Origin of the sequence: Nitrosomonas oligotropha, assembly GCF_900106555.1 — a bacterium.
Lineage (GTDB): Bacteria > Pseudomonadota > Gammaproteobacteria > Burkholderiales > Nitrosomonadaceae > Nitrosomonas > Nitrosomonas oligotropha_A.
In genome coordinates, this window is sequence record NZ_FNOE01000013.1 from 33,692 (window position 1) to 57,701 (window position 24,010).

The 24,010-nt window shown below is 48.6% G+C and carries 20 protein-coding genes and 1 riboswitch; of the genes, 8 read left to right on the forward strand and 12 right to left on the reverse strand.

What is annotated here, in order from left to right; genetic code table 11:
• Positions 1–255: 255 nt before the first annotated feature.
• The 6 genes from BLU57_RS08625 to BLU57_RS08650 form a co-directional block, all read right to left on the reverse strand.
• The gene (locus BLU57_RS08625) at positions 256–777 is read right to left on the reverse strand and encodes a GNAT family N-acetyltransferase (protein ID WP_090319265.1); all 522 of its coding nucleotides are present in this window, start codon (positions 775–777) and stop codon (positions 256–258) included.
• A gap of 39 nt (positions 778–816) precedes the next feature.
• Complete coding sequence (locus BLU57_RS08630; protein ID WP_090319268.1) at positions 817–1,200, reverse strand: SirB2 family protein; 384 nt, start codon at positions 1,198–1,200, stop codon at positions 817–819.
• A gap of 2 nt (positions 1,201–1,202) precedes the next feature.
• Positions 1,203–1,688 carry a DUF4149 domain-containing protein gene (locus BLU57_RS08635; protein WP_090319271.1) on the reverse strand — a complete coding sequence of 162 codons (486 nt, stop codon included), beginning with the start codon at positions 1,686–1,688 and terminating at the stop codon, positions 1,203–1,205.
• A 141-nt stretch (positions 1,689–1,829) separates the two neighbouring features.
• Complete coding sequence (locus BLU57_RS08640; protein WP_090319274.1) at positions 1,830–2,180, reverse strand: SpoIIAA family protein; 351 nt, start codon at positions 2,178–2,180, stop codon at positions 1,830–1,832.
• An 86-nt stretch (positions 2,181–2,266) separates the two neighbouring features.
• A complete protein-coding gene (locus tag BLU57_RS08645; protein WP_090319278.1) occupies positions 2,267–3,112 on the reverse strand; it encodes a DMT family transporter in 846 nt (281 codons plus the stop codon).
• A gap of 57 nt (positions 3,113–3,169) precedes the next feature.
• Positions 3,170–4,279: an aromatic ring-hydroxylating oxygenase subunit alpha gene (locus BLU57_RS08650; protein ID WP_090319281.1), complete on the reverse strand. Its 1,110-nt coding sequence runs from the start codon at positions 4,277–4,279 to the stop codon at positions 3,170–3,172.
• Between the two features lie 219 nt (positions 4,280–4,498).
• On the opposite strand from BLU57_RS08650, the gene BLU57_RS08655 reads away from it, so the two are divergent.
• From BLU57_RS08655 to BLU57_RS08670, 4 genes are all read left to right on the forward strand, one after another.
• Complete coding sequence (locus BLU57_RS08655) at positions 4,499–5,920, forward strand: adhesin (protein ID WP_090319284.1); 1,422 nt, start codon at positions 4,499–4,501, stop codon at positions 5,918–5,920.
• A gap of 93 nt (positions 5,921–6,013) precedes the next feature.
• On the forward strand, positions 6,014–8,200 hold the full coding sequence (locus BLU57_RS08660) for a primosomal protein N' (protein ID WP_090319287.1): 2,187 nt from the start codon (positions 6,014–6,016) through the stop codon (positions 8,198–8,200).
• 74 nt (positions 8,201–8,274) lie between these two features.
• Positions 8,275–8,511 carry an HP1242/YdcH family protein gene (locus BLU57_RS08665; protein ID WP_090319290.1) on the forward strand — a complete coding sequence of 79 codons (237 nt, stop codon included), beginning with the start codon at positions 8,275–8,277 and terminating at the stop codon, positions 8,509–8,511.
• Between the two features lie 69 nt (positions 8,512–8,580).
• On the forward strand, positions 8,581–9,576 hold the full coding sequence (locus tag BLU57_RS08670) for a zinc-binding dehydrogenase (RefSeq protein WP_090319294.1): 996 nt from the start codon (positions 8,581–8,583) through the stop codon (positions 9,574–9,576).
• Positions 9,577–9,699: 123 nt separating this feature from the next.
• Here BLU57_RS08670 and BLU57_RS08675 read toward each other — a convergent pair whose 3' ends face one another.
• From BLU57_RS08675 to purB, 5 genes are all read right to left on the reverse strand, one after another.
• The gene (locus BLU57_RS08675; protein ID WP_090319297.1) at positions 9,700–10,155 is read right to left on the reverse strand and encodes a hypothetical protein; all 456 of its coding nucleotides are present in this window, start codon (positions 10,153–10,155) and stop codon (positions 9,700–9,702) included.
• Between the two features lie 209 nt (positions 10,156–10,364).
• The gene (gene dnaJ, locus BLU57_RS08680) at positions 10,365–11,474 is read right to left on the reverse strand and encodes a molecular chaperone DnaJ (protein ID WP_090319300.1); all 1,110 of its coding nucleotides are present in this window, start codon (positions 11,472–11,474) and stop codon (positions 10,365–10,367) included.
• A gap of 142 nt (positions 11,475–11,616) precedes the next feature.
• Positions 11,617–13,560 carry a molecular chaperone DnaK gene (gene dnaK / locus BLU57_RS08685; protein WP_090319302.1) on the reverse strand — a complete coding sequence of 648 codons (1,944 nt, stop codon included), beginning with the start codon at positions 13,558–13,560 and terminating at the stop codon, positions 11,617–11,619.
• 68 nt (positions 13,561–13,628) lie between these two features.
• Positions 13,629–14,222, reverse strand: coding sequence for a nucleotide exchange factor GrpE (gene grpE / locus BLU57_RS08690; RefSeq protein ID WP_090319305.1), 594 nt, complete (start codon positions 14,220–14,222; stop codon positions 13,629–13,631).
• A gap of 140 nt (positions 14,223–14,362) precedes the next feature.
• Positions 14,363–15,739 carry an adenylosuccinate lyase gene (gene purB, locus BLU57_RS08695; RefSeq protein WP_090319308.1) on the reverse strand — a complete coding sequence of 459 codons (1,377 nt, stop codon included), beginning with the start codon at positions 15,737–15,739 and terminating at the stop codon, positions 14,363–14,365.
• 205 nt (positions 15,740–15,944) lie between these two features.
• Positions 15,945–16,036, forward strand: a riboswitch (cyclic di-GMP riboswitch).
• A gap of 161 nt (positions 16,037–16,197) precedes the next feature.
• Between purB and BLU57_RS08700 the strand changes: the two genes are divergently transcribed.
• Both BLU57_RS08700 and BLU57_RS08705 read left to right on the forward strand, forming a co-directional pair.
• Entirely contained in the window at positions 16,198–17,034 is an 837-nt protein-coding gene (locus BLU57_RS08700) for an FxDxF family PEP-CTERM protein (protein ID WP_090319311.1), read from the forward strand.
• A gap of 222 nt (positions 17,035–17,256) precedes the next feature.
• Entirely contained in the window at positions 17,257–19,461 is a 2,205-nt protein-coding gene (locus BLU57_RS08705) for a cytochrome-c peroxidase (protein WP_090319314.1), read from the forward strand.
• Positions 19,462–19,535: 74 nt separating this feature from the next.
• Here BLU57_RS08705 and BLU57_RS08710 read toward each other — a convergent pair whose 3' ends face one another.
• Complete coding sequence (locus tag BLU57_RS08710; protein ID WP_090319317.1) at positions 19,536–20,870, reverse strand: DUF3422 family protein; 1,335 nt, start codon at positions 20,868–20,870, stop codon at positions 19,536–19,538.
• Positions 20,871–21,035: 165 nt separating this feature from the next.
• On the opposite strand from BLU57_RS08710, the gene bioA reads away from it, so the two are divergent.
• Together bioA and BLU57_RS08720 are read left to right on the forward strand one after the other, a co-directional pair.
• Positions 21,036–22,373 (forward strand): adenosylmethionine--8-amino-7-oxononanoate transaminase, encoded by a 1,338-nt coding sequence (gene bioA, locus BLU57_RS08715; protein ID WP_090319369.1) that lies wholly within the window; start codon positions 21,036–21,038, stop codon positions 22,371–22,373.
• 23 nt (positions 22,374–22,396) lie between these two features.
• On the forward strand, positions 22,397–23,794 hold the full coding sequence (locus tag BLU57_RS08720) for an MBL fold metallo-hydrolase RNA specificity domain-containing protein (RefSeq protein WP_090319319.1): 1,398 nt from the start codon (positions 22,397–22,399) through the stop codon (positions 23,792–23,794).
• Positions 23,795–24,010 lie beyond the last annotated feature (216 nt).

The window sequence follows — 24,010 nt, forward strand, 5'->3', positions numbered from 1 at the left end:
TCCCTCGTTTATAAAGAAGTTTGATTACCCTTTTAATTGCAGGAGCAGGCACGATATCATGATAAATGTAAAAAAAATGTCAAGAAAAATTACGTATTTTGTGAAAAATATGTGAATTAAAACAAATGTTAGCAGTAATGTTATTACAATTTAGATTAAGAATTCCGCCGCGATTGGAGCGCAACCGGATTGATGAGCGAAGGAGGCTGAAGATAAAAATCTGACGATAACTTTTTCTTTAATGATAAAAAACCGTTAACAACGCATAGCTTTCTTTTCAAGATATTCAATGGTCAATCCGGCAATTTTAGGCACGCCAAGATAAGCCGGATAAGCCTCAACCCGGCCGGTGCAGTGATATCCCCTGCGCTGATAAAATCCAATTAATTCAGTACGTTGTGATATCACGAACATGACAAATTGATGTATATTCATGACGGTGCTGGCAAAGGTTTCCGCTTGTTCGAGCATGTATTTTCCGAGTCCCTGCCCTTGCAGATCAGGATGAACTGAAAAAAAACCGATGTATGCGTATTCCTTTTCTGGAGCGACATAAATGCACGACGCTAGCATGGAAGGCAGGTTAACAACGAAAAAATGCGTACTGGAATTTTGCATGGCGGCTTCAATTTCCTGCCGGTTAGTTCTATCGCCGTGAATAATTGCCGCTTCCGTGGTCCAACCGGCGTTTCCGCGATACGTCAAGTTGATCAGATCGCTGATTGCCTGCGCTTGATTGACATTGGCTTTTTCAAAACGAAAAGCGGAGAAATCCATTCGTTGTCAGTAAATTTTACGGAGATGCGCCGCCGGATTCTAGCCGAGACCTAATACCGGGCTTTTTGTGATTGCAACCAGCACAATGTAAATGAATACACACTGCGCCGCCGCCCAGGCGATGATTTTTGTCCGCCGGGTTTTGCCGAAGCGCATCGCCACCATACCCAGAGCGATATACAACAGTAAACCAGCAACCTTGGCGGTTAACCAGGAATCCTGCAGCGGATTCTGCTGGATGGTCATCGCCAGAAAAACCGCGCTGGTCAGCAGAACGGTATCGATGATATGCGGCAGAATCTTGATCCAACGTTGGCGTAAATTGGTTGAGTCTTGGATCAACCAGACACCACGCAGGAGAAACAGTGAGTAACTGAGTATCACGCTACTGACATGAATCATTTTCAACAATGCGTAACTCACATTCAACTCCCGGCTATCAGCCAGCCATGACTACCCGCCACGGCGCCGGCGATGGTAATTAAACTGAGTATCAATAAGAACAAATGTTTGCGCTGAATTCTGGCAAATGTTTCCGGTGTAACGTCTTGCTGCACCGGGGCCGCGCCTTGCCTGCGACGTCCGCGCGGCTCCATGACGAATAACATCACGCTAAACAGCAGCCAGATCGCTACCATCATGTGCATCCACCAGTATTGCCACTGCATGAAACGTTGCCAAGCATCGAGCACATAAACCATGTAGAAACCGCTCAATCCAACGATCAATGTGGAAAAACGCGCTTGCGCGGCAAACCGCTGCCGGAAACGGGAAAAAAATGCCATTGCATCCGTGGGCGACTGCATGCGCGCCAAAGTTGGCAACAACACAAACGTCACCATTGCAACCCCGCCTATCCAAAGCACGATGCCCAGTACGTGCAAAACTCGGGCTAAAACTAAATCATCCATTCGATTTTTCTTACCGCTTAAAAACAAACTTGGAAATCATAGTCAATACTCAGTCGTGTATTACGCATGCACTTTATGTGCGGCGTTTCGTAACACACACAGATCGCGTTAATTCGTCACAATCATTCAGCCGGGAATCGGTCATTCAGTCTCCGAGGCCCAAATTTCGGCTTCCTCGTAATCGTGAAAAGTTGTTACATTGGCGTGAATGAATAAATTAAAAACCCATGCGCCCCACGTTTGCCATTCATCGTCGGTCACAACCGCCACCCGGTTGAATTCACTGCCGTGATCGCGCATGAATTTAACTTCTTCCCAGGCTACATCAACGGTGTAATCCAGCATGTCGCGCCAATCAAACAGAAGATTGGTTTTACCGTCAGAATGGGATTGATACAGCACTTGTTGTTCAAATTCATTGTAGTCGGCTAATGTAAACTCCCCAATAACCGCAACAATTATGAGATTGTCTTTCTTTTGAATAGTTATCATGACTCCCTCCTCAACAAATAATTAGCTCATCATAGGGAATTAAACAGGATGGTGCAAATTTTGCCGCTCCCCGCATCAAAGCAAAATCACTTTGGCGCCACAGCGGGAGCTTGTTTAATACTTAGAATGCCGCTTAATGTACCACCCAGAACAATCAATCCCATCCCAAGCCAGGCCACGGGAGGCAATACTTCATTCCACAACAGAATCCCCCAAAGACTGGCAAATAATACCGTGCTATAGCCCAATGAAGTCACAACCATCGTCGCACCTTGATGATAGGCACGCGTCATCGCCAGTTGCGCCAATGTTGCCGTCACACCGGTGCCCAGCAGCAGCAATAAACCATCCCAGTTAACCGGACTGAATGCCGTAAACAGTAGCCACACCCCGGTTCCTAATGTGCTAATTAATGTGAAATAAAATACCACTTGCCATTCAGACTCGCCCAATTCACCGAGTTGTTTGACATTGATATAGGCGATTGCAGCAAAAAAACCCGAAGCCATCCCCAGCAAACCGGCAACCCAATGATCCTCGGGCAACGAAGGGCGCAGCAACAGAACTACGCCAATAAAACCGACCAGAACTGTGCAGACTAACGGCCAACGAATATGTTCTTTCAAAATCAACGTGGAAAACAATGCCAAGAAAAGCGGCCAGGTATAATTCAGTGAAATAGCGGTCGCCAAGGGTAATTGCGTTATACAGTAAAAAAACATCAATAAACTGATCAAGCCGGATATTCCGCGCCAGCAGTGAACCCGCCAATGCGGCGTTGTCACCGGAAGGCGATAATAGCGGATGACCAGGTAAGTCATCCAGACGCCAAACAGCGAACGGTAAAACACCAATTCCGTACTGGAAAAATACGCCGCACCGAGTTTAACCAATACGCCCATGCAGGCAAACAAAAAGCCTGCAACTAGCATCCACAATGAACGCACTTGTCGGTTATCCTAAAAAATACAGCAATTGCGGTTATTGAATCAGCGGATATGCGGTCCGATTTCTCGTTGCAGGAATTGATGGAAGTGCTTCATTCCTTCTTCCATGGGAATTTGATAAGGCCCTATTTCATTCAAACCTTGTTCAAATAAAGCACGCCGCCCAGCGGTCATCAGCTTGCAGATCTCATCATCTTCGAGCGCGGTTTCTTTGTATGCGGCTTGTTCGGCTTCCACGAAATCACGTTCAAATAGCGCAATCTCTTCCGGATAGTAAAATTCAACCACATTCATACAGCTCTCCACCCCAGTTGGCAGAATCGTGCTGATAACCAGCGTATGCGGATACCACTCGAGCATGATATTGGGATAATACAACAACCAGATCGATCCATGCGGCGGCATTTTCCCTTCCGATTGCTGTAACACTTGTTCGTGCCATTTGGCATACACCGTACTGCCCGGTTTTTGCAAACACCCACTATCGATTGCCACAGTCTGCACGCTATACCAATCGCCAAACTCCCAATCGAGTTTTCCAGTATCGACAAAATGGCTTAATCCCGGGTGAAATGGATCGACGTGATAATCTTCCAAATACACTTCGATAAATGTTTTCCAATTACAGTGATAGTGATCAATCTGCACGCGATCAAAGACATAGCCGGAAAAATCAAAATCCTGCAACACACTCAGATTGCCCATATCGCGCGAAACATTACGTTCACCGTTAAACAACAAACCATTCCAACTTTGCAAGGCGGTCTTGCTCAGATTCAGGCAAGGATTCTGCTCAAAATGCGGCGCGCCCAGCAATCTGCCATTCAATGCATAGGTCCAGCGATGTACCGGACACACGATGCTTTTGGTATTACTTTTACCCGTTAATAAAATCGCTTGACGGTGACGGCAAACATTCGATAACAATTCAATGCCTTGTTCGTTATGCACCAACACTTTGGCATTATTCATCCATTCCGGTACATAATAATCGCCTACATTGGGGACCATTACTTCATGACCTACGTAACCCGGTCCGCGATCAAACAAAATACGTTTCTCGAGCTCAAGAATCTTGGGATCCAAGTACCAGTTGACGGGAAGCTGCACTGACATGTCCGCCAGTTGCGAAATCTCAGCCATGTTAGACATAGAAATACCTTATATCCCCCAGAAAAAATAGCGGCGAAAATACACGAAAAGACAAAAATTTAAAACCTATTTAAGCAAGTCAGGAACGAAAAACCGAATGCATGGCTATAATAGCAATCTTGATAGTAAAATATCAGCATCCATCGATACGTTACGCGGACAAAAAAAGTAAATTGTACAAGATTGAATTATTTAATTAATCAAAAAGAGAGCATCTTAATGAAATCTAAACAGCAATTAAGAAAAAAATCATGGATACCCGTATTATCCACAGTATTTGTTGTTGGTCTAGCTGCCTGCGACAACGACGGTGAAAAAGCACTTGATACCTCATCCTCTTCGTCATCATCGTCAGCAACGGCTGTCAAAAGAACCATGCCGACAGGCCCTGCAACCGGTATTTTAGTTGACTCCCCCGTATCCGGTGTAACGTTCGCGGCAACTTCTGGTAAATCTGGCACCACCGACGAGAAAGGTAGTTTTAATTTCAATCATGGTGACAAAATCGAATTCAAACTGGGCGGTTTGACATTGGGTAATATTCCCGGTTCACAGATTGTGACACCGATTGAATTGGCCGGTGACAACGCTAATAAATTACAAAATCTGCTGGTTTTACTGCAATCATTAGATTCCGATAGCGATCTTTCCAACGGTATTTCCATTTCGCGCGAAACGGCTAACGCTGTTAAAGGATCGATTAATCTGGATAGCAGTCCGGAAACATTCGCTGATTCCGCCGGGTTAAAAGATATTATGGAAGCCAGCGGTATTTCGGGTGAAGTGAAAACACCCGAAGCCGCACGCACGCACTTTCTTTCCCAGGGTGTCGCACTACTCAGCGCGCAAGTCTGGGTCAGTTATACCAACCAAACTGCCAGTGTGTTGCGGGTGGCTGCCGATAGCAGCGGAGAATACTTGCAAGGCGACGCAAGACCGGACGATTCCTGTGATGAAAACCGGGTGTGCGGCGGGAAAACCGTGTTCCAGGCTGGTGTTGAATATGGCGTAGCCAAAGCGGCTGATTTTGACAACCGCGGCTTCAAGCTAGTGAGTACCCCCAGCGTGGATACCAATCTGAAAGCCGGTTTCTCCAACCCAGGTCCGACGCGGCGAGTACGCACCGATGGTTCCGAATTGATTAATTCGGATATTGTCGCGGTGCAAAGAGCACGCGAACAAGGCAGTGTATTCGGTGAACTTTTCCATATTGCCAAACCGATACAGTTAAGCGACGAAAATGAAGTTGCGGAAAAAGAAGTCAAAGAATCCCGTTACGCAAAAATTGATAATGATGCAAACGGTATTGTCGGCGCATGGGCATATGACAGTGAAGCGATCAAAACACAGACTTTGGTTTTCTTCCCCAATGGCAAATATATGATGATCGATCCGACGGGCGCAACACAGCGTGAAGATCAAGTAAAATGCGCAAAACCCGGTATCGAATTTTCTTCTTATACCTATAACAAGGGCGGGAATAATTTCAGTTTATCCAGCTTCACCTATAACACCAATGGTTGCGCCGGTTTCTCCGATGTAGAAGGCAGCATCGGCTTCACCCTCAGTTCGGATGGCAATACCGCCAAACTGGACAAACCCGGTGAACCATCGGTCACACTGTACCGTGTTTCTAAATAACCAGTTGTCTGCATCTTAAACGCACAATACTCACCGGAACTTGCTCCATGCCCGGTGAGTCGTGCTTCACCTTTGTTATAAATTCGGCTGCTCATGCCCATCATCCGTGTCGCACTGAATGTTCCAGTCGACACACTGTTTGATTATCAGGCAGAAGACGCCAGTCAACACGATATCGGGCTGCGCGCCTGTGTGCCTTTCGGCAAAAAACAAGTCACCGGCATTATCCTCGCGGTTAGCGATGAAACGCAGATTCCCGTTGAGAAACTAAAATCCGCGTATTGCATCTTCAGGGAAATAAAGCCTCTACCCGCTGCATTGCTGGATTTATTTCATTTTTGCAGCCAGTATTATCATCACCCGCTGGGTATGGTGATCATGAATGGCCTGCCCGTTAAGCTGCGTAATAACAAACCGGTTAGCTTAAAAAGAAAACCGCATCAGTATCAATACAGCCTGACTTCAGCCGGTAAAAATGTTGAGTTAACGCAAATTCCTGCACGTAACCGGGTAGCGCGCCGCCTGCTCAATGAATTTCAGCAAGCTGTCACGCTGACCAACCCGCAAATCAAGCACATTTCACCCCGTGCGGAAAAATTGCTGCAAGATTGGATTCAGCTCGGCTGGATCACGTCAGAACTCTGTTCAGCCTCAACGGCGGCGCGAGTTGCAAAGACTCCCGTATTGACTGCCGAACAAGAAATCGCGGTAAATGCCATCACTGCCGGTGGTAAGCAATTCAATACTTGGTTGCTGCATGGTGTAACCGGCAGCGGCAAAACCGAGGTGTATCTCAGAATTATCGAATCCGTGCTAGCACAAGGCCGGCAAGCACTAGTGCTGATTCCAGAAATCAGCCTGACACCCCAATTGGAAGGTGTTTTTCGCGGTCGTTTTTCTAACGTACCCTTGGTCAGTCTGCATAGCGGTCTCAACGATACCGAGCGACTAACTGGTTGGCTGCAAGCCGAGAGCGGTGAAGCCAAAATTATCCTGGGCACACGCTTGGCTGTGTTCACACCGCTATCCGATCTTGGTGTGATTATCGTCGATGAAGAACAGGATAGCTCATTCAAACAGCAGGATGGGTTGCGCTATTCCGCGCGCGATCTGGCGATTTTCCGTGCCAGGCAAAACGCTATCCCGGTGATACTGGGCTCGGCTACGCCGTCATTGGAAAGTTATTACAATGCACTCACAAACCGTTACCGGCACATACGCCTACTTTCCCGCGCGGTGCAAAATGCTACCCTGCCCTTGATTCAATGCATTGATACACGTATCCACAAAAACCAGGAAGGTTTATCCGATCCACTGATCCAAGCACTCAATCAGTGTCTACAGGAAAAACATCAAAGCCTCATTTTTATCAACCGGCGCGGCTATGCACCCGTGTTGCTGTGCAAGTCCTGCGGCTGGACAGCTCCCTGCCAGCGATGTTCCAGCCGCTTGGTTGTGCACCTGCGCGATAAAAAGCTACGCTGCCACCACTGTGGTCATCAGGAACAGTTTCCACGCGCTTGCCCTCAGTGCGGCAATCAGGATATCGCCCCTTTCGGGCAAGGCACGCAACGCGTGGAAGAAACATTGACCGCACATTTTCCGGCGGCGCGGATTTTGCGTATCGATCGCGACAGCACGCGCCGCAAACATGCGTGGCAAGAAATTCTGCATGCCGTTCATACGCACCAGGTAGATATTCTAATCGGCACACAATTGTTGTCCAAGGGCCATGATTTCCCCAATCTATCCTTAGTGGGTATTCTGAATGCTGATGGTGCGCTCTATAGCACCGATTTTCGTGCCAGTGAACGATTATTTGCGCAACTGATGCAGGTCGCCGGGCGTGCCGGGCGCGCCAATGTGGCCGGACACGTATTGATTCAAACCGAGTTTCCGGATCACCCGTTGTACCAAGCGTTACAACGGCACGATTACGATGCGCTGGCACAGACTCTGCTGGCAGAAAGAAAAATAGCCGGATTCCCGCCTTATGTTTATCAAGCCCTATTGCGAGCGGAAGCGCATCATATAAAAACCGTGCTGGATTTTCTTGCCCAAGCGGCACAGCTCGCCCGCCCGCCGCAAGCAGTTGAATTATTCGACCCGGTACCGGCGCACATGTCACGGTTGAAAGGCTTGGAACGTGCGCACTTACTGGTACAATCTTCCTCACGCAAACATTTGCACACTTTTCTGACCGGTTGGTATGCAAAAATTACCACATTGCCCAGCCAAAAAGTGCGCTGGGTACTGGATGTCGACCCGTTGGAGTTTTGATCTGTATCAGCGCCTATTCTTTGCAGTCAGTCAAAATGTAAAATTGCACCGAGAATAATAAGAGGAGTATCCCAATGATCGACAAACACGATTTACACCATGAATTCCCGGAATATTATGACCGCATTCATGAATTAAAAACCAATAACACTCACTTCGCGCGCCTGTTTGAGGAATATCACGATCTCAACCGTGAAATCCTGAGAATCGAAGAAGGCGTTGAGAATACTACCGATGAATACTTGGAGGAATTGAAAAAGAAGCGATTGCTATATAAAGATAAGCTTTATGGAATGATTGCCAATCCCTGAGAATCGTCCGGTAACATGGCATCTTCAATCCATGCAATACCACGAACAGTAACCATAAGAGCGCAACCCATGAAAGCAATCTATTTCAATACCGGTGGAACAACAGATGTTCTGCAGCATGGTGAGGTAGAATCCCTCAGCCAGTGTGGTGACAAGCAAGTCTTGATCCGTATTAAAGCAGCGGGCATCAATCCGATCGATTGTAAAATCCGCACGGCGCCGCAGCGTTTCCCGGTGACTTTTCCGGTCATTCCAGGCTGCGACGGCGCCGGTATCGTTGAAAGTGTAGGCACACAGGTAAAAAATTTCCAACCCGGCGACGAAGTGTATTTTTCTCAACCTGGCTTCAACAATCGTCAGGGCACGTATGCCGAGTATGTGCTGGTTGATGCCAGCCTGCTGGCTTTGAAGCCGCGCTCATTGTCATTTGAACAAGCTGCTGCGGCACCGCTGGTTTTTATCACCGCATGGGAAGCATTGCATGATCGGGCACGTCTTACCAAGGGTCAAACGGTCTTAATTCATGCAGGCGCCGGTGGTGTCGGTCATGCCGCTATCCAATTGGCAAAACTGGCCGGTGCCAAAGTCATCACGACAGTCAGCAGCGAGGAAAAAGCACATTTTGTACAACAGCTCGGTGCCGATTACATCATCAACTACCGGACACACAATGTAACAGCGGAAGTGTTGCAATGGACTGACGGTAATGGCGTGGATATCGCGTTTGATACAGTCGGACCGGAGGTACTGCAAAGCTGTTTTGGCTGCGTAAAGCCCTACGGCGATGTGGTCACCATTCTGCAACCTTCACCGGAAACCGATTGGAGCGAAGCACGAAAACGCAATGTGCGATTCAGTCTGGAATTGATGCTGTCACCGGTTTTACTGGAACTGGAAGAGGCAAAACGCTATCAGGGTGAGATACTGCGGCAGTGTGCCGCATTATTTGATGAAAATAAGCTGACTGTAAAAATTGCCCGTACTTTTGCACTAGCCGATGCCGCCGCAGCACAGCAGTATCTTGAACAAAATCAGCCCGCTGGAAAGATTATCTTGGCGTTGTGAACTTTCGTTTAACCCGATACCGCCAACAGAACCGGCGGTATCGGGTTTTATTCAACAAACACACACTTGGAAAATGGATAGCGCCAAAGTTACTGTCGTACAAGCGTAGGAATGCGATGCCGCTTAAAACAACCCCATATATAACCACCGATGGCTGAAATCATCATTGATTTTAATATTTGAATCACTGTAATCACCGGAGTAATCAAGCTGTATGTGTGGAAAATCGCAAAGCGAAAGCGCGCGTGCCATGCTATGCAGAGTAAAACTATAGCTACTCATTCCTTCCTGCCCGCTATTGCTCGCGCATCCTTGACTTGCATCCGTGCCATTCTTCAAGCAGCTGATTGCTTTTTCGCCGACGCGGATATCATTGGAAACAGTAGCAACTCGTAATGTGTTAAGAATACTCTCATCCACGATATCAAAGTATACGCCATGCAGATTCCCCATAGTACCACCGGCTTGTTTAACTTTGAACAATAGCGCCCCGCCAGCTACTTCTTCAACTGTCACCCATGCTATAGTTTTTGCTTGATTGGCTGCGGTACCGTTAACCAGAAAAGATATTGTCGCCATGATTGCTCCCTGAATTAAATTTGTAATTACTGCCTTATTAACTTAATCGTGTTTCGTGAACTCAGGCGTAACTTTAAATCGAGAAAGCAATCCAATTGTGAAGCGAATGTAAACTCTTTGTTAAATGTCAGTCAAAATTGTTCAAACTGACACCAGCACATTACCAATATCATGACTAAGTATTGATTAATAATAAATTAAGCGGTTTTCTATTCGGAGAAGAATTCCCGCGCTTTGTCCATCCACGACTTAGCACGCGGACTATGGCGAGGGCCATCTTTCAAGCTGATTGCCTCCAATTCTTCCAACAGTTCTTTCTGCCGCGCCGTCAGTTTGACCGGAGTTTCCACAACCACATGGCAAAGTAAATCGCCTTTTTCATGACTGCGCACACCTTTGATTCCTTTGCTGCGCAAGCGGAAGATCTTGCCGGTTTGGGTTTCAGCGGGCACTTTGATTTTGGCATGGCCTTCCAGTGTCGGCACTTCAATTTCGCCACCCAGTGCGGCCACGGTAAAACTGATTGGAATTTCACAGTGCAAATTATCGCCATCTCGGCGGAAAACGGAATGCGCCGATAAGTGAATCACAACATACAAATCGCCTGGGGGACCGCCGTTTAAGCCAGCTTCACCCTCACCGGAAATACGAATGCGATCGCCATCGTCCACACCTTCCGGAATTTTTACGTTCAGTGTCTTTTGCTGCTTGATGCGCCCTACGCCATGACAGCTTGCGCAGGCGTGAGTAATAATTTTGCCGTTGCCTTGACACTTGGGACAGGTTTGTTGGATAGAGAAAAATCCTTGCTGCATTCTGACTTGCCCGTGGCCGTTACAAGTCGGGCAGGTTTTCGGCGAGCTACCCGGTTTCGAACCGCTGCCGTGACATGCATCGCATTCTTCCAAAGTGGGAATGCGGATTTTAGTTTCGGTTCCATGCGCCGCCTGTTCCAGGGAAATTTCCAAGTTGTAGCGTAAATCAGAACCGCGATGCACATTGGAACGTCCGCCGCGTCCGCCAAAAATATCGCCGAAAATATCGCTAAACGCATCGCTGAAGCCCTGTGCGCCCGCGCCTCCGCCTGCATTTGCATCAACGCCGGCATGTCCGAATTGATCGTATGAAGCCCGCTTATTCGCATCCGTCAGTACTTCATAAGCCTCTTTGGCTTCTTTGAACATCTCCTCCGATTTCACATCGCCTGCGTTGCGATCGGGGTGATACTTCATCGCCAATTTACGATAGGCTTTTTTGATTGTCGCTTCATCGGCATCGCGGCTGACACCGAGCACATGATAATAATCTCGCTTACTCATCTTGACTTCCTGCTCGCGTGATAAGGATATATTGTTCTGATTGTTGAAATTTACACTTTATGCAAACACTAAAACGCAGAGCTCACACAAGCATTTACTGCGCTGCCGTGTGCGTCTCTGCGTTCGATTGTTTTAACAACAATTACTTTTTGTTTTTCACTTCCTCAAATTCCGCATCAACCACCTCGCCTTCCACCGGCTTCTCGCCTCGGCCGGATGATGATGAAGATCCGGCTTCAGGTTGCGCTTCTCCGCCGCCTTGTTGATCTTTCTGTTGATACATCTTTTCAGCCAGTTTATGCGCCGCTTCGGTCAACGCCTGTGTTTTGGCATCGATCTCGTCCTTATTGTCGGCTTTCAACACGTCTTCGGCATCTTTTAGTGCAGCTTCGATCTTAGCTTTTTCATCACTGCTCAATTGATCGCCGTGTTCTTTCAACGATTTCTTCACTGAATGAATCATCGCATCGCATTGATTACGGCTGGAAATCAGTTCCAGTGCCTTATGATCTTCCTCGGCGTGCGCTTCGGCATCTTTGACCATACGGTCAATTTCATCATCCGATAACCCGGAGCTTGCCTGGATCTTGATTTTGTTTTCCTTGCCGGTCGCCTTGTCTTTAGCGGATACGTGCAAAATACCATTGGCATCAATGTCGAACGTCACTTCGATTTGTGGCAAACCACGCGGTGACGGTGGAATATCGCTCAAGTTAAATTGCCCCAGGCTTTTGTTTCCTGATGCCATCTCACGCTCGCCTTGCAGCACGTGGATCGTCACTGCGGTCTGGTTATCGTCCGCGGTGGAGAATACTTGCTGCGCCTTGGTCGGAATCGTGGTATTTTTTTGGATCAGTTTGGTCATTACACCGCCCAGCGTTTCGATACCCAGTGACAATGGTGTCACATCCAGCAACAGGACATCCTTCACATCGCCTTTCAGAACGCCGCCTTGAATGGCCGCACCAACCGCTACCGCTTCGTCCGGATTAACATCTTTACGTGGTTCTTTACCGAAAATTTCTCTTACCTTATCTTGCACTTTCGGCATGCGGGTTTGTCCGCCCACCAGAATGACGTCGTCGATGTCCGATGCGGATAAACCGGCATCTTTGATCGCCGTGCGGCAAGGTCCGGCGGTACGTTCGATCAAATCTTCCACTAGACTTTCCAGTTTCGCGCGGGTTATTTTGACCGCCAAATGTTTCGGTCCAGAAGCGTCCGCCGTGATATACGGCAAATTCACTTCGGTCTGCTGGCTGGAAGACAACTCGATTTTGGTTTTTTCCGCCGCATCTTTCAGGCGTTGCAGCGCCAACATATCTTTTTTCAGATCAATACCGGTTTCTTTCTTGAATTCATCCACCAGATACTCGATCACGCGCGAGTCAAAATCCTCACCACCGAGGAACGTATCGCCGTTGGTCGCCAGTACTTCAAATTGATGCTCGCCTTCAATTTCGGCAATCTCTATGATGGAAATATCGAACGTACCGCCACCCAAGTCGTATACCGCGATTTTCCGGTCGCCTTCTTTTTTATCCAGACCGAAAGCCAGCGCAGCGGCGGTCGGTTCATTGATAATCCGTTTGACTTCGAGACCAGCAATCCGTCCGGCATCTTTGGTTGCCTGACGTTGTGAATCATTGAAATAAGCCGGTACCGTGATGACTGCTTCGGTAACAGTCTCACCCAAATAATCCTCGGCGGTTTTTTTCATTTTCATCAGCACTTGCGCGGAGACTTCGGGCGGCGCGATTTTCTTGCCGCGCACTTCCACCCACGCATCATTGTTATCCGCTTTAACAATACTATACGGAACCATCTTGATATCGCGCTGCACCATATCTTCGTTAAAACGCCGTCCGATCAACCGTTTGACTGCAAACAGTGTGTTTCTAGGATTCGTGATTGCTTGACGCTTGGCGGAGGCACCCACCAGAACTTCATTTTCTTCCGTATAGGCCACGATGGAAGGAGTTGTTCGCGTACCTTCCGAATTCTCTATGACTTTGGGCTTGCCGTTTTCCATGACGGCTACACAAGAGTTCGTGGTACCCAGGTCGATACCGATGATTTTTGCCATGTTTAGATCCTTTTAAAGATTAATTCTGTCTGTCGATGGGTATAAAAATGGAGATACTTGTAAAAAATTCAAGAGTCTTTTGTTTTTGAAACGGATACAAGCGCCGGACGAATAATGCGCTCATGCAGCTTGTAGCCTTTTTGCATGACTTGAACCACGGTATTCGGCGGTAGTTCGGAATCAATCATGCACATGGCTTGATGTTGATGCGGATCGAATTTCTCGCCTTTGGGATCAATCGCCTTGATATTGAATTTATCGAAAACGTTGATGAGTTGTTTTTGTGTAAGCTCCATGCCGCTCTTGAAATTTTCAATAGTCGCGTTCTCAACCGCCAATGCGGCGTCCAAACTGTCCATTACCGTCAGCAATTGCGCCGAGAAATTCTCAATCGCAAATTTATGCGCATTGGAAACGTCGGTTTGCGCGCGTTTGCGGATATTTTCCGTTTCCGCCTTGGCGCGGATCCAGGCATCGTGATGCTCGGCCGCTTTGATTTCCGCTTCTTTCAGTAAATGTTCCAAATCGGGTTGCGCGTTAGTGATTTCCCCGGTTTGAATGGTTGCATCGTTAGTCGCTCCGGGGATTTTGATTTCTTCCTGGGAATCAGCCATATCTTTTGGACTCGCTTCTGTATTGTGTGAATTTTCTGGACTTTGCATCGTAGCTCCTCATAACTGTGAGGGCGATATTGGGACAGCTCTGCCAAATTTCAAGCCGGAAATGAAAATTTATCTGAGAATACGTAGAGAAATGATTAATTAGTGTAACCAGATCAGTATGTTGCTCATAGACATAATTTTCAGTTTTTGATTCTTACGGCCAGATCGCGTGCTTTGCCAATATAGTTCCGCGGCGTCATCGCTAATAAACGACCCTTTTCTGCCTCCGGAATGCTTAAACCGGAGATAAATTGATGCAACGCTGCCTGGGTAATTCCGCCTTTGCCGCGCGTTAGTGCTTTTAGCTGTTCATAAGGATTGGCAACGCCATAGCGCCGCATCACGGTTTGAATCGGCTCCGCCAGAATCTCCCAGGCATTATCCAGGTCGGCGGCCAGCTGCGCTATATTCACGTCCAGTTTGTTAAGCCCTTTAAGGCACGAGTCATAAGCCAGCAGCGTGTGACCTAACGCGACACCCATATTGCGCAGCACGGTGGAGTCGGTTAAATCGCGCTGCCAGCGGGATACGGGTAATTTTTCGCTCAAATGCCGCAACAAAGCATTGGCAATTCCCAAATTGCCTTCCGAGTTTTCAAAATCAATCGGATTGACTTTATGCGGCATCGTAGAAGAACCGACTTCATCCGCTTTGGTTTTTTGCTTGAAATAGCCGAGCGAAATATAGCCCCAGATATCGCGGTTCAAATCCAGTAAAACGGTATTAATCCGGGCATAGGCGTCGAACAATTCCGCCATAGTATCGTGCGGCTCAATCTGAGTCGTGTAAGGATTGAATTCCAGTCCCAATTTCTCGACAAACGATTGCGCGAATTTTTCCCAATCCAGATCAGGGTAAGCGGATAAATGCGCGTTGTAATTACCTACTGCACCATTGATTTTCCCCAGTATGGCGACAGTCGCGAGTCTTTCCCTGCCGCGCTGCAAGCGGTACACGGTATTGGCGATCTCCTTGCCCAAGGTCGTCGGTGTTGCCGGTTGCCCGTGCGTGCGCGCCAGCATCGCGACATCCGCCAATTGATGCGCCAATTCGATCAAGCGCGCAATAATTCTGTCGAGCGCGGGTAACATGACTTTTTCCAGACTCATCTTCAACATCAAGCCGTGCGACAGATTATTGATATCTTCAGAGGTGCAGGCGAAATGAATAAATTCGGCCACTTTGACCACTTCCGCATTACCGGCGAGTTTTTGCTTTAACCAATATTCCACCGCTTTGACGTCATGGTTGGTTGTCGTTTCAATGGCTTTAACCGCTGCCGCGTCTTCGACCGAAAAATTGGCAGCCAAATCGTCCAATTGCGCGTGAGTTGCTGCGGAAAAAGCTGGTACTTCAGCAATCTCAGGGTCATCGCTCAATGCTCTAAGCCACGCAACCTCAACTTGCACACGGAAACGAATCAGCGCGAATTCACTGAAATAAAATCGTAATGGCTCAACTTTGCTGTGATAACGACCATCCAGGGGAGACAAGGCGGTAATAACGGTGGAATTCATGATATTGGCAATTTTTCAGAAGGCCGGATTTTACCATGCCTGATGTGTGCTCAAAGCGGTTAATTTTCCCAGCGGTATCTCAATAATTTCTATCGCAATACCGCACCGTTATTGGGGTGCGGCAATTTGCCGCAGCGACAATTTGCCGCATTGTTTTATCAGAATTTTCCCATAAACTATAAAAACGTAATTTATTGAGACAGATACCAGACAAAGCCACGCTTGCCGCAAGACAGGCACGGAAAGCCAGCGGATCTCATTTGAATCTCAACATTGTGAGATGGCCGGGTTGCCTCCCGTGAGTATGGGGAGTAGCTGAAACAGACAGTGTGACATTACACACAGGTTTCAGATCATCGCTCAAAAAGAAGCGCCGCACAGTTGTTGTTTCTTCTCAATTCTACAGACAACCGGCAGCGCCGCATAACCTTTAAATAGTATCGTTTTGGAGAAAAGAAATGCAATTAAAATCATATCATAAGAAAACAAGCACACTAGCTTCAGCCGTCATCATTTCACTTGCGGCGTTGGCAAGCAGCAATGTCTACGCAGCCGATGCCGTATCACCAAAGGACTGGGTTGGCAGCGATAATGTCGTGAGTCTGGGTGAAACCATTACAGCCAATGAAAGCGGCTTGAAAAGCGCATATACAGGCAATCCGAATCTGAATTTCTCTGCTTGGGCGCATACCGGAGATTGGTTTGTTTTTCAAAATACCAATTTGGCAGATGTTAGCGTAACCGTTTCCGGAGCTGCTGGATTCGCTCCCGGTCTGACCGTGTGGGCAACTGGCGCGGCGAAATTTGACGGCGGTACCGAAGGCTTTGGCTCAGAAATCAGCGCCGCAGGATTTGGCACGCCACACTCACTAAACGCTACCGGTGCAATGGGCGATGCAGGCACGCTGTGGATGGCCAACGATCAAGGCGGTAACGTTATCGAAACCCTTGGATATGCAGTATCAGGTCCGGCAGCATTCACTGCGGCCGACACAGGTTGGGGCGAAACCATTTTTACCGGCGCACATGATGTTAGCGTAACCAACACATTTGAAAATGGTGTAACCGGTAGCACTGGTGCAAACGTAGCAACACTAACATTCAATGACTTAGCCTCAGGCTGGTACGCTGTATATGTCGGCGGCACCAACCATGCCTCAGCAGGTGGCGCGTTTGAATTGACGGTTAGCGCAGTGCCGGAAGCAGAAACCTGGGCGATGTTACTCGCAGGTCTGGGTTTGGTTGGCTGGCGTTTGAGAAGATCACCAACAGATTCATGCGAAGCCGCAGCTTAATCACCGCATGACGTATCAATAAGCAGTTACGGGGGGGTTTTACAGAATCCTCCGTTCTTACCAAAAAAATCAATCAGGTCATAACTAATAAATTTCACGCAGCTTAAGCGCAGCTCGTGATGAACACAAATTGTGAGCGCCTCAAACATGTAAATCGTTCTGATGTTCTATAACACACCATAGCGCACATACTAAATTGCAGAGCGCATGAGGAGTAATATCATGATAATCAATATAAAAAACACCATTATTACCTTAGTCCGGATAGCTTGCCTTACTATTTGCATCGTTTCAGTGTCGCGAGCTGACGGATTTGGGCCTATTCCCATGTCTCTGAAAGGCGCGCCGGTTCCCGAAGTTCCCGGCTTACTGGATGGCCCTGATCCGATCATTATCAACAAGAACAAAGCAATCGCATTGGGCAAAGCTTTATTTTGGGATGTCAATGTGGGAAGCGACGGTATCTCTTGTGCCACCTGCCATTATCATGCGGGCGCGGACCGCCGCACAAAGAATCAGATTGCACCAGCCGGTAGAAACAGCACACTACCCAAGGAATTCTCGCTGGCAAGCGACGGAACGCCTCGCGGACCGAATAGCAAACTGAAAAAAACCGATTTTCCTTTTTTTCAAACCAGCGATCCGATGAGCCCTACCGGTGAGCCTATTTATATTAATAATGACGTGGTATCGTCCTCGGGCACTTTCGGCGGCGACTATCGTGATGTCGAATGGTTTCAAGAAAAAAACGATGAATGCGAACGCAACACCGATCCGGTATTCCATGCCGGTGCAAAAGGCACACGCAAGGTTGAACCGCGTAATACACCGACCGTCATCAATTCAGTTTTCAATTTTCGCAATTTTTGGGACGGTCGCGCCAACAACATTTTCAACGGCAGCAGTCCCTGGGGGGATCGCGATCCGGATGCCGGTGTCTGGGTGAAAAACAGCGACGGCACAGTCACCAAACAACGGTTAAGACTAATCAATTCCTCGCTTGCATCTCAAGCCGTCGCTCCCCCGCTGGATAACTTCGAAATGGGTTGTCATGGCCGCACTTTCGCCGATCTGGGCCGTAAATTATTAAACCGTAAATCGCTGGAACATCAACGCGTTCACTGGAACGACAGCGTTCTCGGTCCATTGGCACACAGCACCAATAATAACTTGCAGAAAGGTTTGAATACGCGTTATTACCGGTTGGTCATGGATTCATTCAATTCCAAGTACTGGAAGCATAACGATGTTGGTCTGTTCGGTTCTCCCTCGCCTGCCTCAGCCACGCACGATCTGCCTTACCGGCAGATAGAAGCCAATTTTGCCATGTTCTTTGCGCTTGCTATTCAAATGTATGAATCGACATTGATTTCCGATGACTCACCTTTTGATCAAAGCGCTGTTGATGAACATGGCATGCCAACTGAACTCAGCGAATCGGCGCTGCGCGGTCTGGATGTTTTTCGTGATTCACATTGCGCACTCTGCCATATTGGCCCAAATTTCACCTCATCCGCTGTCGTAACGAATGGCATTTTGCAAAAAATCAACCCGCATGCATTCGGCAACTCCTCTTTCCGCATCAGCACCACGAATGTTGTGACCTATTTATCGCTGACCGGCGGTATGATGTTTCAGGATACCGGCTTTTCCGGAACCGGCGTCACACCCGTAGAAAACGATATCGGTTTAGGTGGCGTCGATCCCTTTGGAAATCCCTTATCGTTCGCCGATCAATACATGCAGCTTTTGGCCGGCAATAAAGCGGGGATTATCGATCCTTATGTTGCCGATGTGCGCGCATGCGATTTTGATACGGCCATTGCGCTGGATCGCGATAAGCCGCATCCGCTGCTATTCACCCGCGCGGATGGCATACAAAAGCAAACGCAGGATGCTACGGATTGTTTCAACCCGGCAGGCGCATTTGTCCCGACAGTTGACGCAGCTGCCGCGGAATTGAAGAAAGCCAAGAGAAAACGTTTTTTAAGTGCTGCCGCGGGTACATTTAAAATTCCAACATTAAGAAACATAGAACTAACAGGACCTTATATGCATAACGGCGGTATGGCTTCATTGGAAGAAGTGTTGGAATTTTATATCCGGGGCGGTAATTTTGAAGTGCCGCCGAAAGAATTTGGCAAAGTTTTTTCACTGGTTGATTTGCAATTGTCATCGGAAAGCCGTGAAGATTTGCTGAATTTTCTGAAAAGCCTGACAGATGATCGTGTACGCTATGAGAAAGCACCCTTTGACCATCCAGAACTGGCCGTTCCTCACGGTCATGCAGGAAATAATGTACTGATCACGGCCACTCATGCGCTGGGTGATAACCTCGCGGCGGATGAATATTTCACGGTACCTGCGGTAGGCGCTGAAGGACGTGGAGTCAATCCATTGCACTCATTCGAGCGCTATCTGCAATAACATTTGCAGCGTTGTCCGTCCACCGAACAGGCTTGAGAATCCCCATCAAGGTTTTTTCAAGCCTGTTTACCATTCTAGTGCAGCTTAAAAAACTTATCGTGAATGCGCCGTGTAGCCCGCCATACCGCCCAGAGTACAACCGGAATCATCACTCCGGCAGCCAATTCAGGGTGAATCGGCAAACCCGCCGCCTTGCCGGCTTTAGCCAGATACAGCAGTAAACTGACCACATAATACGAAATCGCCGCAATCGACAAACCTTCTACAGTACTTTGCAACCGCAGCTGGAGCTCTTGACCGCGTGTCAGTTTTTCCAGCAATTGCTGATTCTGCGCTTCAGTCAAAATATCGACACGGGTACGCAACAAAGCACTGGCGCGTGAAACGCGCGCGGAAAGATAGCTCATACGCTGCACAGTTGCTTCAACCGTCGCAATCGCCGGAGACAACCGCCGTTGCATGAATTCGCCAATCGTCTGCGTGCCTGGTATCGCTTGCTCCCTAAGTTCGGCGATGCGTTGCGTAACCAGCTTGTTATACGCTTGTGTCGCGGCGAAGCGATACGCGTGTTGAACTGTCGCACGTTCAATCCGTGCGGCTAACGCAATCAGCGTATCGAGCAATTCCTGATCGGACGCCGCTTTATTTTCCAGCCGCGCCGTGATATCCGCCAACTGCTGTTCCGCGCTGGTCAATTCAGGAAACAGTCGTTTGGCAACCGGCAAACCACGCAACGCCATCAAGCGGTAAGTTTCGATTTCGAGCAAACGCTGCGAAACCCGCCCCGCACGTGTTTCGGAAGACCCCGCTGGCATAATCACCAGTATGCGTTCAAAGCCGCTAGGACGCAACATGAAATCCGTAACCGCCAGAGAATGCCGTTCTCTACCGATCAATGAAGCCACCACCGGATTTCCCCCCAACCATTTGCGAGCCTGCAACAGCAATTCTTCGGGTTGGTTCAGATCGCCACAGACCATCGCCAGTTTGACCGCAGCAAACGTGCGGCCAGGTATCTCAGCCAGCCAATCTCGCGGCAACGTCACATAGGAAAGTAATTCCGGATCGGTCGCCCCCAATTGTGCAATTTCGGGCAAATTTTGCACCACGGAATAGCGTGTAAATTCGCTGTGACGCTCCCAGCGCACGGTAAAGCCTTGTAAGCGCAAACGCAGAAAATTACTTTGCAACTGTTCGAGCATCAGTGTTTGCTGACCGGGAAGACGGCGCAAATGCTCGCACTCTTGTTCGCGCGTGATGCCTTCGTTAATGACTACCACATACACTACCAATGCAGGCAAGCGGATACGCTGACTGGGGCGGGCATGCACCTCGTTGTGCAACAAAACACGTTGCGGATCATTATCGGGCAACAAATCGGTTAAACCGGAATCAATACTGGAGTACATGCAGGCAGAATAAGTAAAATTGTTTGAAGGTTTGAATGTACCAAGGATCCCATGTCAGGTCAAAAGCACTGAAAAACTACACTTCATAGTCTACAATGACCGGTAACACCAGCAGATGATATGCGGCTGCATGCATTTTTAGCTGACTTCCATACTCATAAAAACATGACAAATTCCGATCACACACCCTCTTCACCGGCATCGCAACTGCAACACAGAAGCCTTGCCGCCGTATGGCACCCCTGCACGCAAATGAAACAACACGAAACCTATCCGCTCGTTCCGGTCGTACGCGGGAAAGGCGCGTGGTTATACGATGCCGACGGTAATCGCTATTTGGATGCGATCAGTTCCTGGTGGGTTAATTTGTTCGGCCATGCCAATCCGGTCATCAATGCCGCGATCCGCGATCAATTGGAAAAGATCGAGCATGTCATGCTGGCAGGCTTTACCCATGAACCGGTTGTCATGCTATCGGAGCGGCTCAAACGCATTGCCCCCGGTTCTCTCGGACATTGTTTTTATGCCAGCGACGGCGCATCGGCGATTGAGATCGCCTTAAAAATGAGCTTTCACTATTGGCTTTTGTCTGGGCAACCGCAAAAAAACGGTTTTATCAGCTTGCAAAACGATTATCACGGCGAAACGCTTGGTGCGTTATCCGTCACCGATGTAGCCATTTTTCGTGAAACGTATGCGCCACTGCTCAGACCATGCACCCATGTCCCCACACCGGATTGGCGCTACGCGGAAGCGGGCGAACCGGCAGAAGCTTACGCGCTCCGTGCCGCTGCGGCATTGGAACATTATCTAGCGGAACACCATGCACAAACGGCTGCCTTGATTCTTGAACCGCTGGTGCAAGGCGCGGCGGGAATGGGTATGTACCATCCCGTTTATTTGCAACGCGCCCGGGAAATTTGCGACCGCTATCAAGTGCATTTGATCGCCGATGAAATCGCGGTCGGTTTTGGCCGCACCGGAACCCTATTTGCTTGTAACCAGGCAAATATCGCCCCGGATTTTCTATGCTTATCGAAAGGTCTGAGCGGCGGCTACCTGCCGCTCTCCGTGGTGATGACAACCGATAAGGTTTTTCAGGCTTTTTACGACGACAAAACCGCACGCGCTTTTTTGCATTCGCATTCGCACACCGGCAACGCGTTGGCCTGCCGCGCCGCTTTAGCTGCTTTGGATATGATTGAGCAAGACCAGGTTATTACAACAAACACACGCAAGACTGCCTATCTGAATCGCATCGCAGCCCCGTTAGCGGCACATCCCAAAGTCCGGAATTTCCGCAATTGCGGCATGATCTGGGCGTTCGAGGTCGAAACCGATGATCCCGATTTTGCCGCACAATGCTTTGAAGCCGGATTGAAGCAACAATTGGTGTTACGCCCCTTGGGGAAAACCATTTATTTCATGCCGCCCTATATTATTAGCGAGCAGGAAATGGATTTACTGGTCGACGGCACGTTGCACGTGCTGAATACGCTCTAACTTTATAACAGCGAGTGAATGCGATGAAACTGACTTTTTTGGGTGCAGCAGGTGAAGTAACCGGCTCCAGTTATCTGATCGAAACCGGATCTGTCCGCTTTCTGGTCGATTGCGGCATGTTTCAGGGCGGGCGCGAAGCCGACAAGAAAAACCGCACGGCTTTTAAATACGATCCCAAAACCATCGATTTTGTTTTGCTGACGCATGCGCATATCGATCATTCCGGTTTATTGCCGCGGCTGAGCGCGTGGGGTTTTCGCGGCCCGGTTTATTGCACCGCGGCAACGGCGGATTTATTGCAGGTGATGTTGAAGGATAGCGCTTACATTCAGGAAAAGGAAATCGAATGGCGCAATCAGTCGCGCCGCCGCGGTCAATCCGCTCAAGAGCTGGCACCGCTGTATACCGTCACGCAGGCGGAAGCGTTGTTAAAGCAATTGCAGCGCGTCGATTACAACGCTGAGCTTAATCCGCATCCGTCGATACGCTGTTGCTTTCGTGAAGCTGGTCATATTCTCGGTTCCGCTATCATCGAATTGTGGGTCAAAAAACAGGCTGGCAACAAGAAAATTGTGTTCTCCGGTGATCTGGGGAAACCCGGTCATCCGATTGTGCGCGATCCGGCTTTCATCCGCCAGACTGACATCCTGCTGATAGAATCCACTTATGGCAACCGCCTGCATCGCAGCATGCCGGATACCCTCGACGAGCTTGTTTATGCCATTAACAATACACTCGTGCATAAGGGCGGCAACGTCATCATTCCGGCTTTTACCGTCGGACGCACGCAGGATTTGTTGTTTTTGCTGATTGACTTGTACCGCCAGGGCAAATTGGGTGAAATGGCCATTTATGTGGATTCGCCGATGGCACGGGCAGCGACGGAAATCACGTTGAAGCATCTGGCATTGCTCGACCCGGAAGCTTCCGATGCACTGCATTGGATGAATCAGAATGTACAAAAACCGCGCATCCATTTTGTGCAGGATATCGAAGAATCGATGCAGCTCAATCATATGAAGCACGGCGTCATCATTATTTCCGCCAGCGGCATGTGCGACGCTGGCCGTATCAAGCATCACCTGAAATACAACCTTAACCGCGCCGAATGCAGCATCCTGATCACCGGATTCCAAGCGGAAAGAACATTGGGCAGACGGCTTGTCGACGGCGCAAAACTCGTTAAAATTTTTGGCCAGGATATTCACGTCAAAGCGGCCATTTACACCATCGGCGGACTCTCGGCACACGCCGATCAGGCCGGTCTGCTTAATTGGCTGGGCCACTTCGAAAAAGCGCCGGAAAAGATTTTTGTGGTACACGGCGAACTCAGCAACTCCACCGCCTTAGCCGCTGCCATTCAGCAAAAACTCAATTGGACGGCCACTATCCCGGAATATTTGTCGGCTGTTACACTGTAAATTCACTCTACCGGGTACAGTTCTGCACCGTCCCAGCGGACTCAATCCATTGAGGAAAAGAACGATACGCAGCGCGTGGTGAACACCACACACGCCCCGTCCATGAACGATTAACCACCCAAAATGAAAGATTGTTTGCCATTCAGTCCTTAAAACAAGTCATTTTTTTAAATTTCTTGTAATCTTTTGCACGTAATATCAATGCTTAATGACATT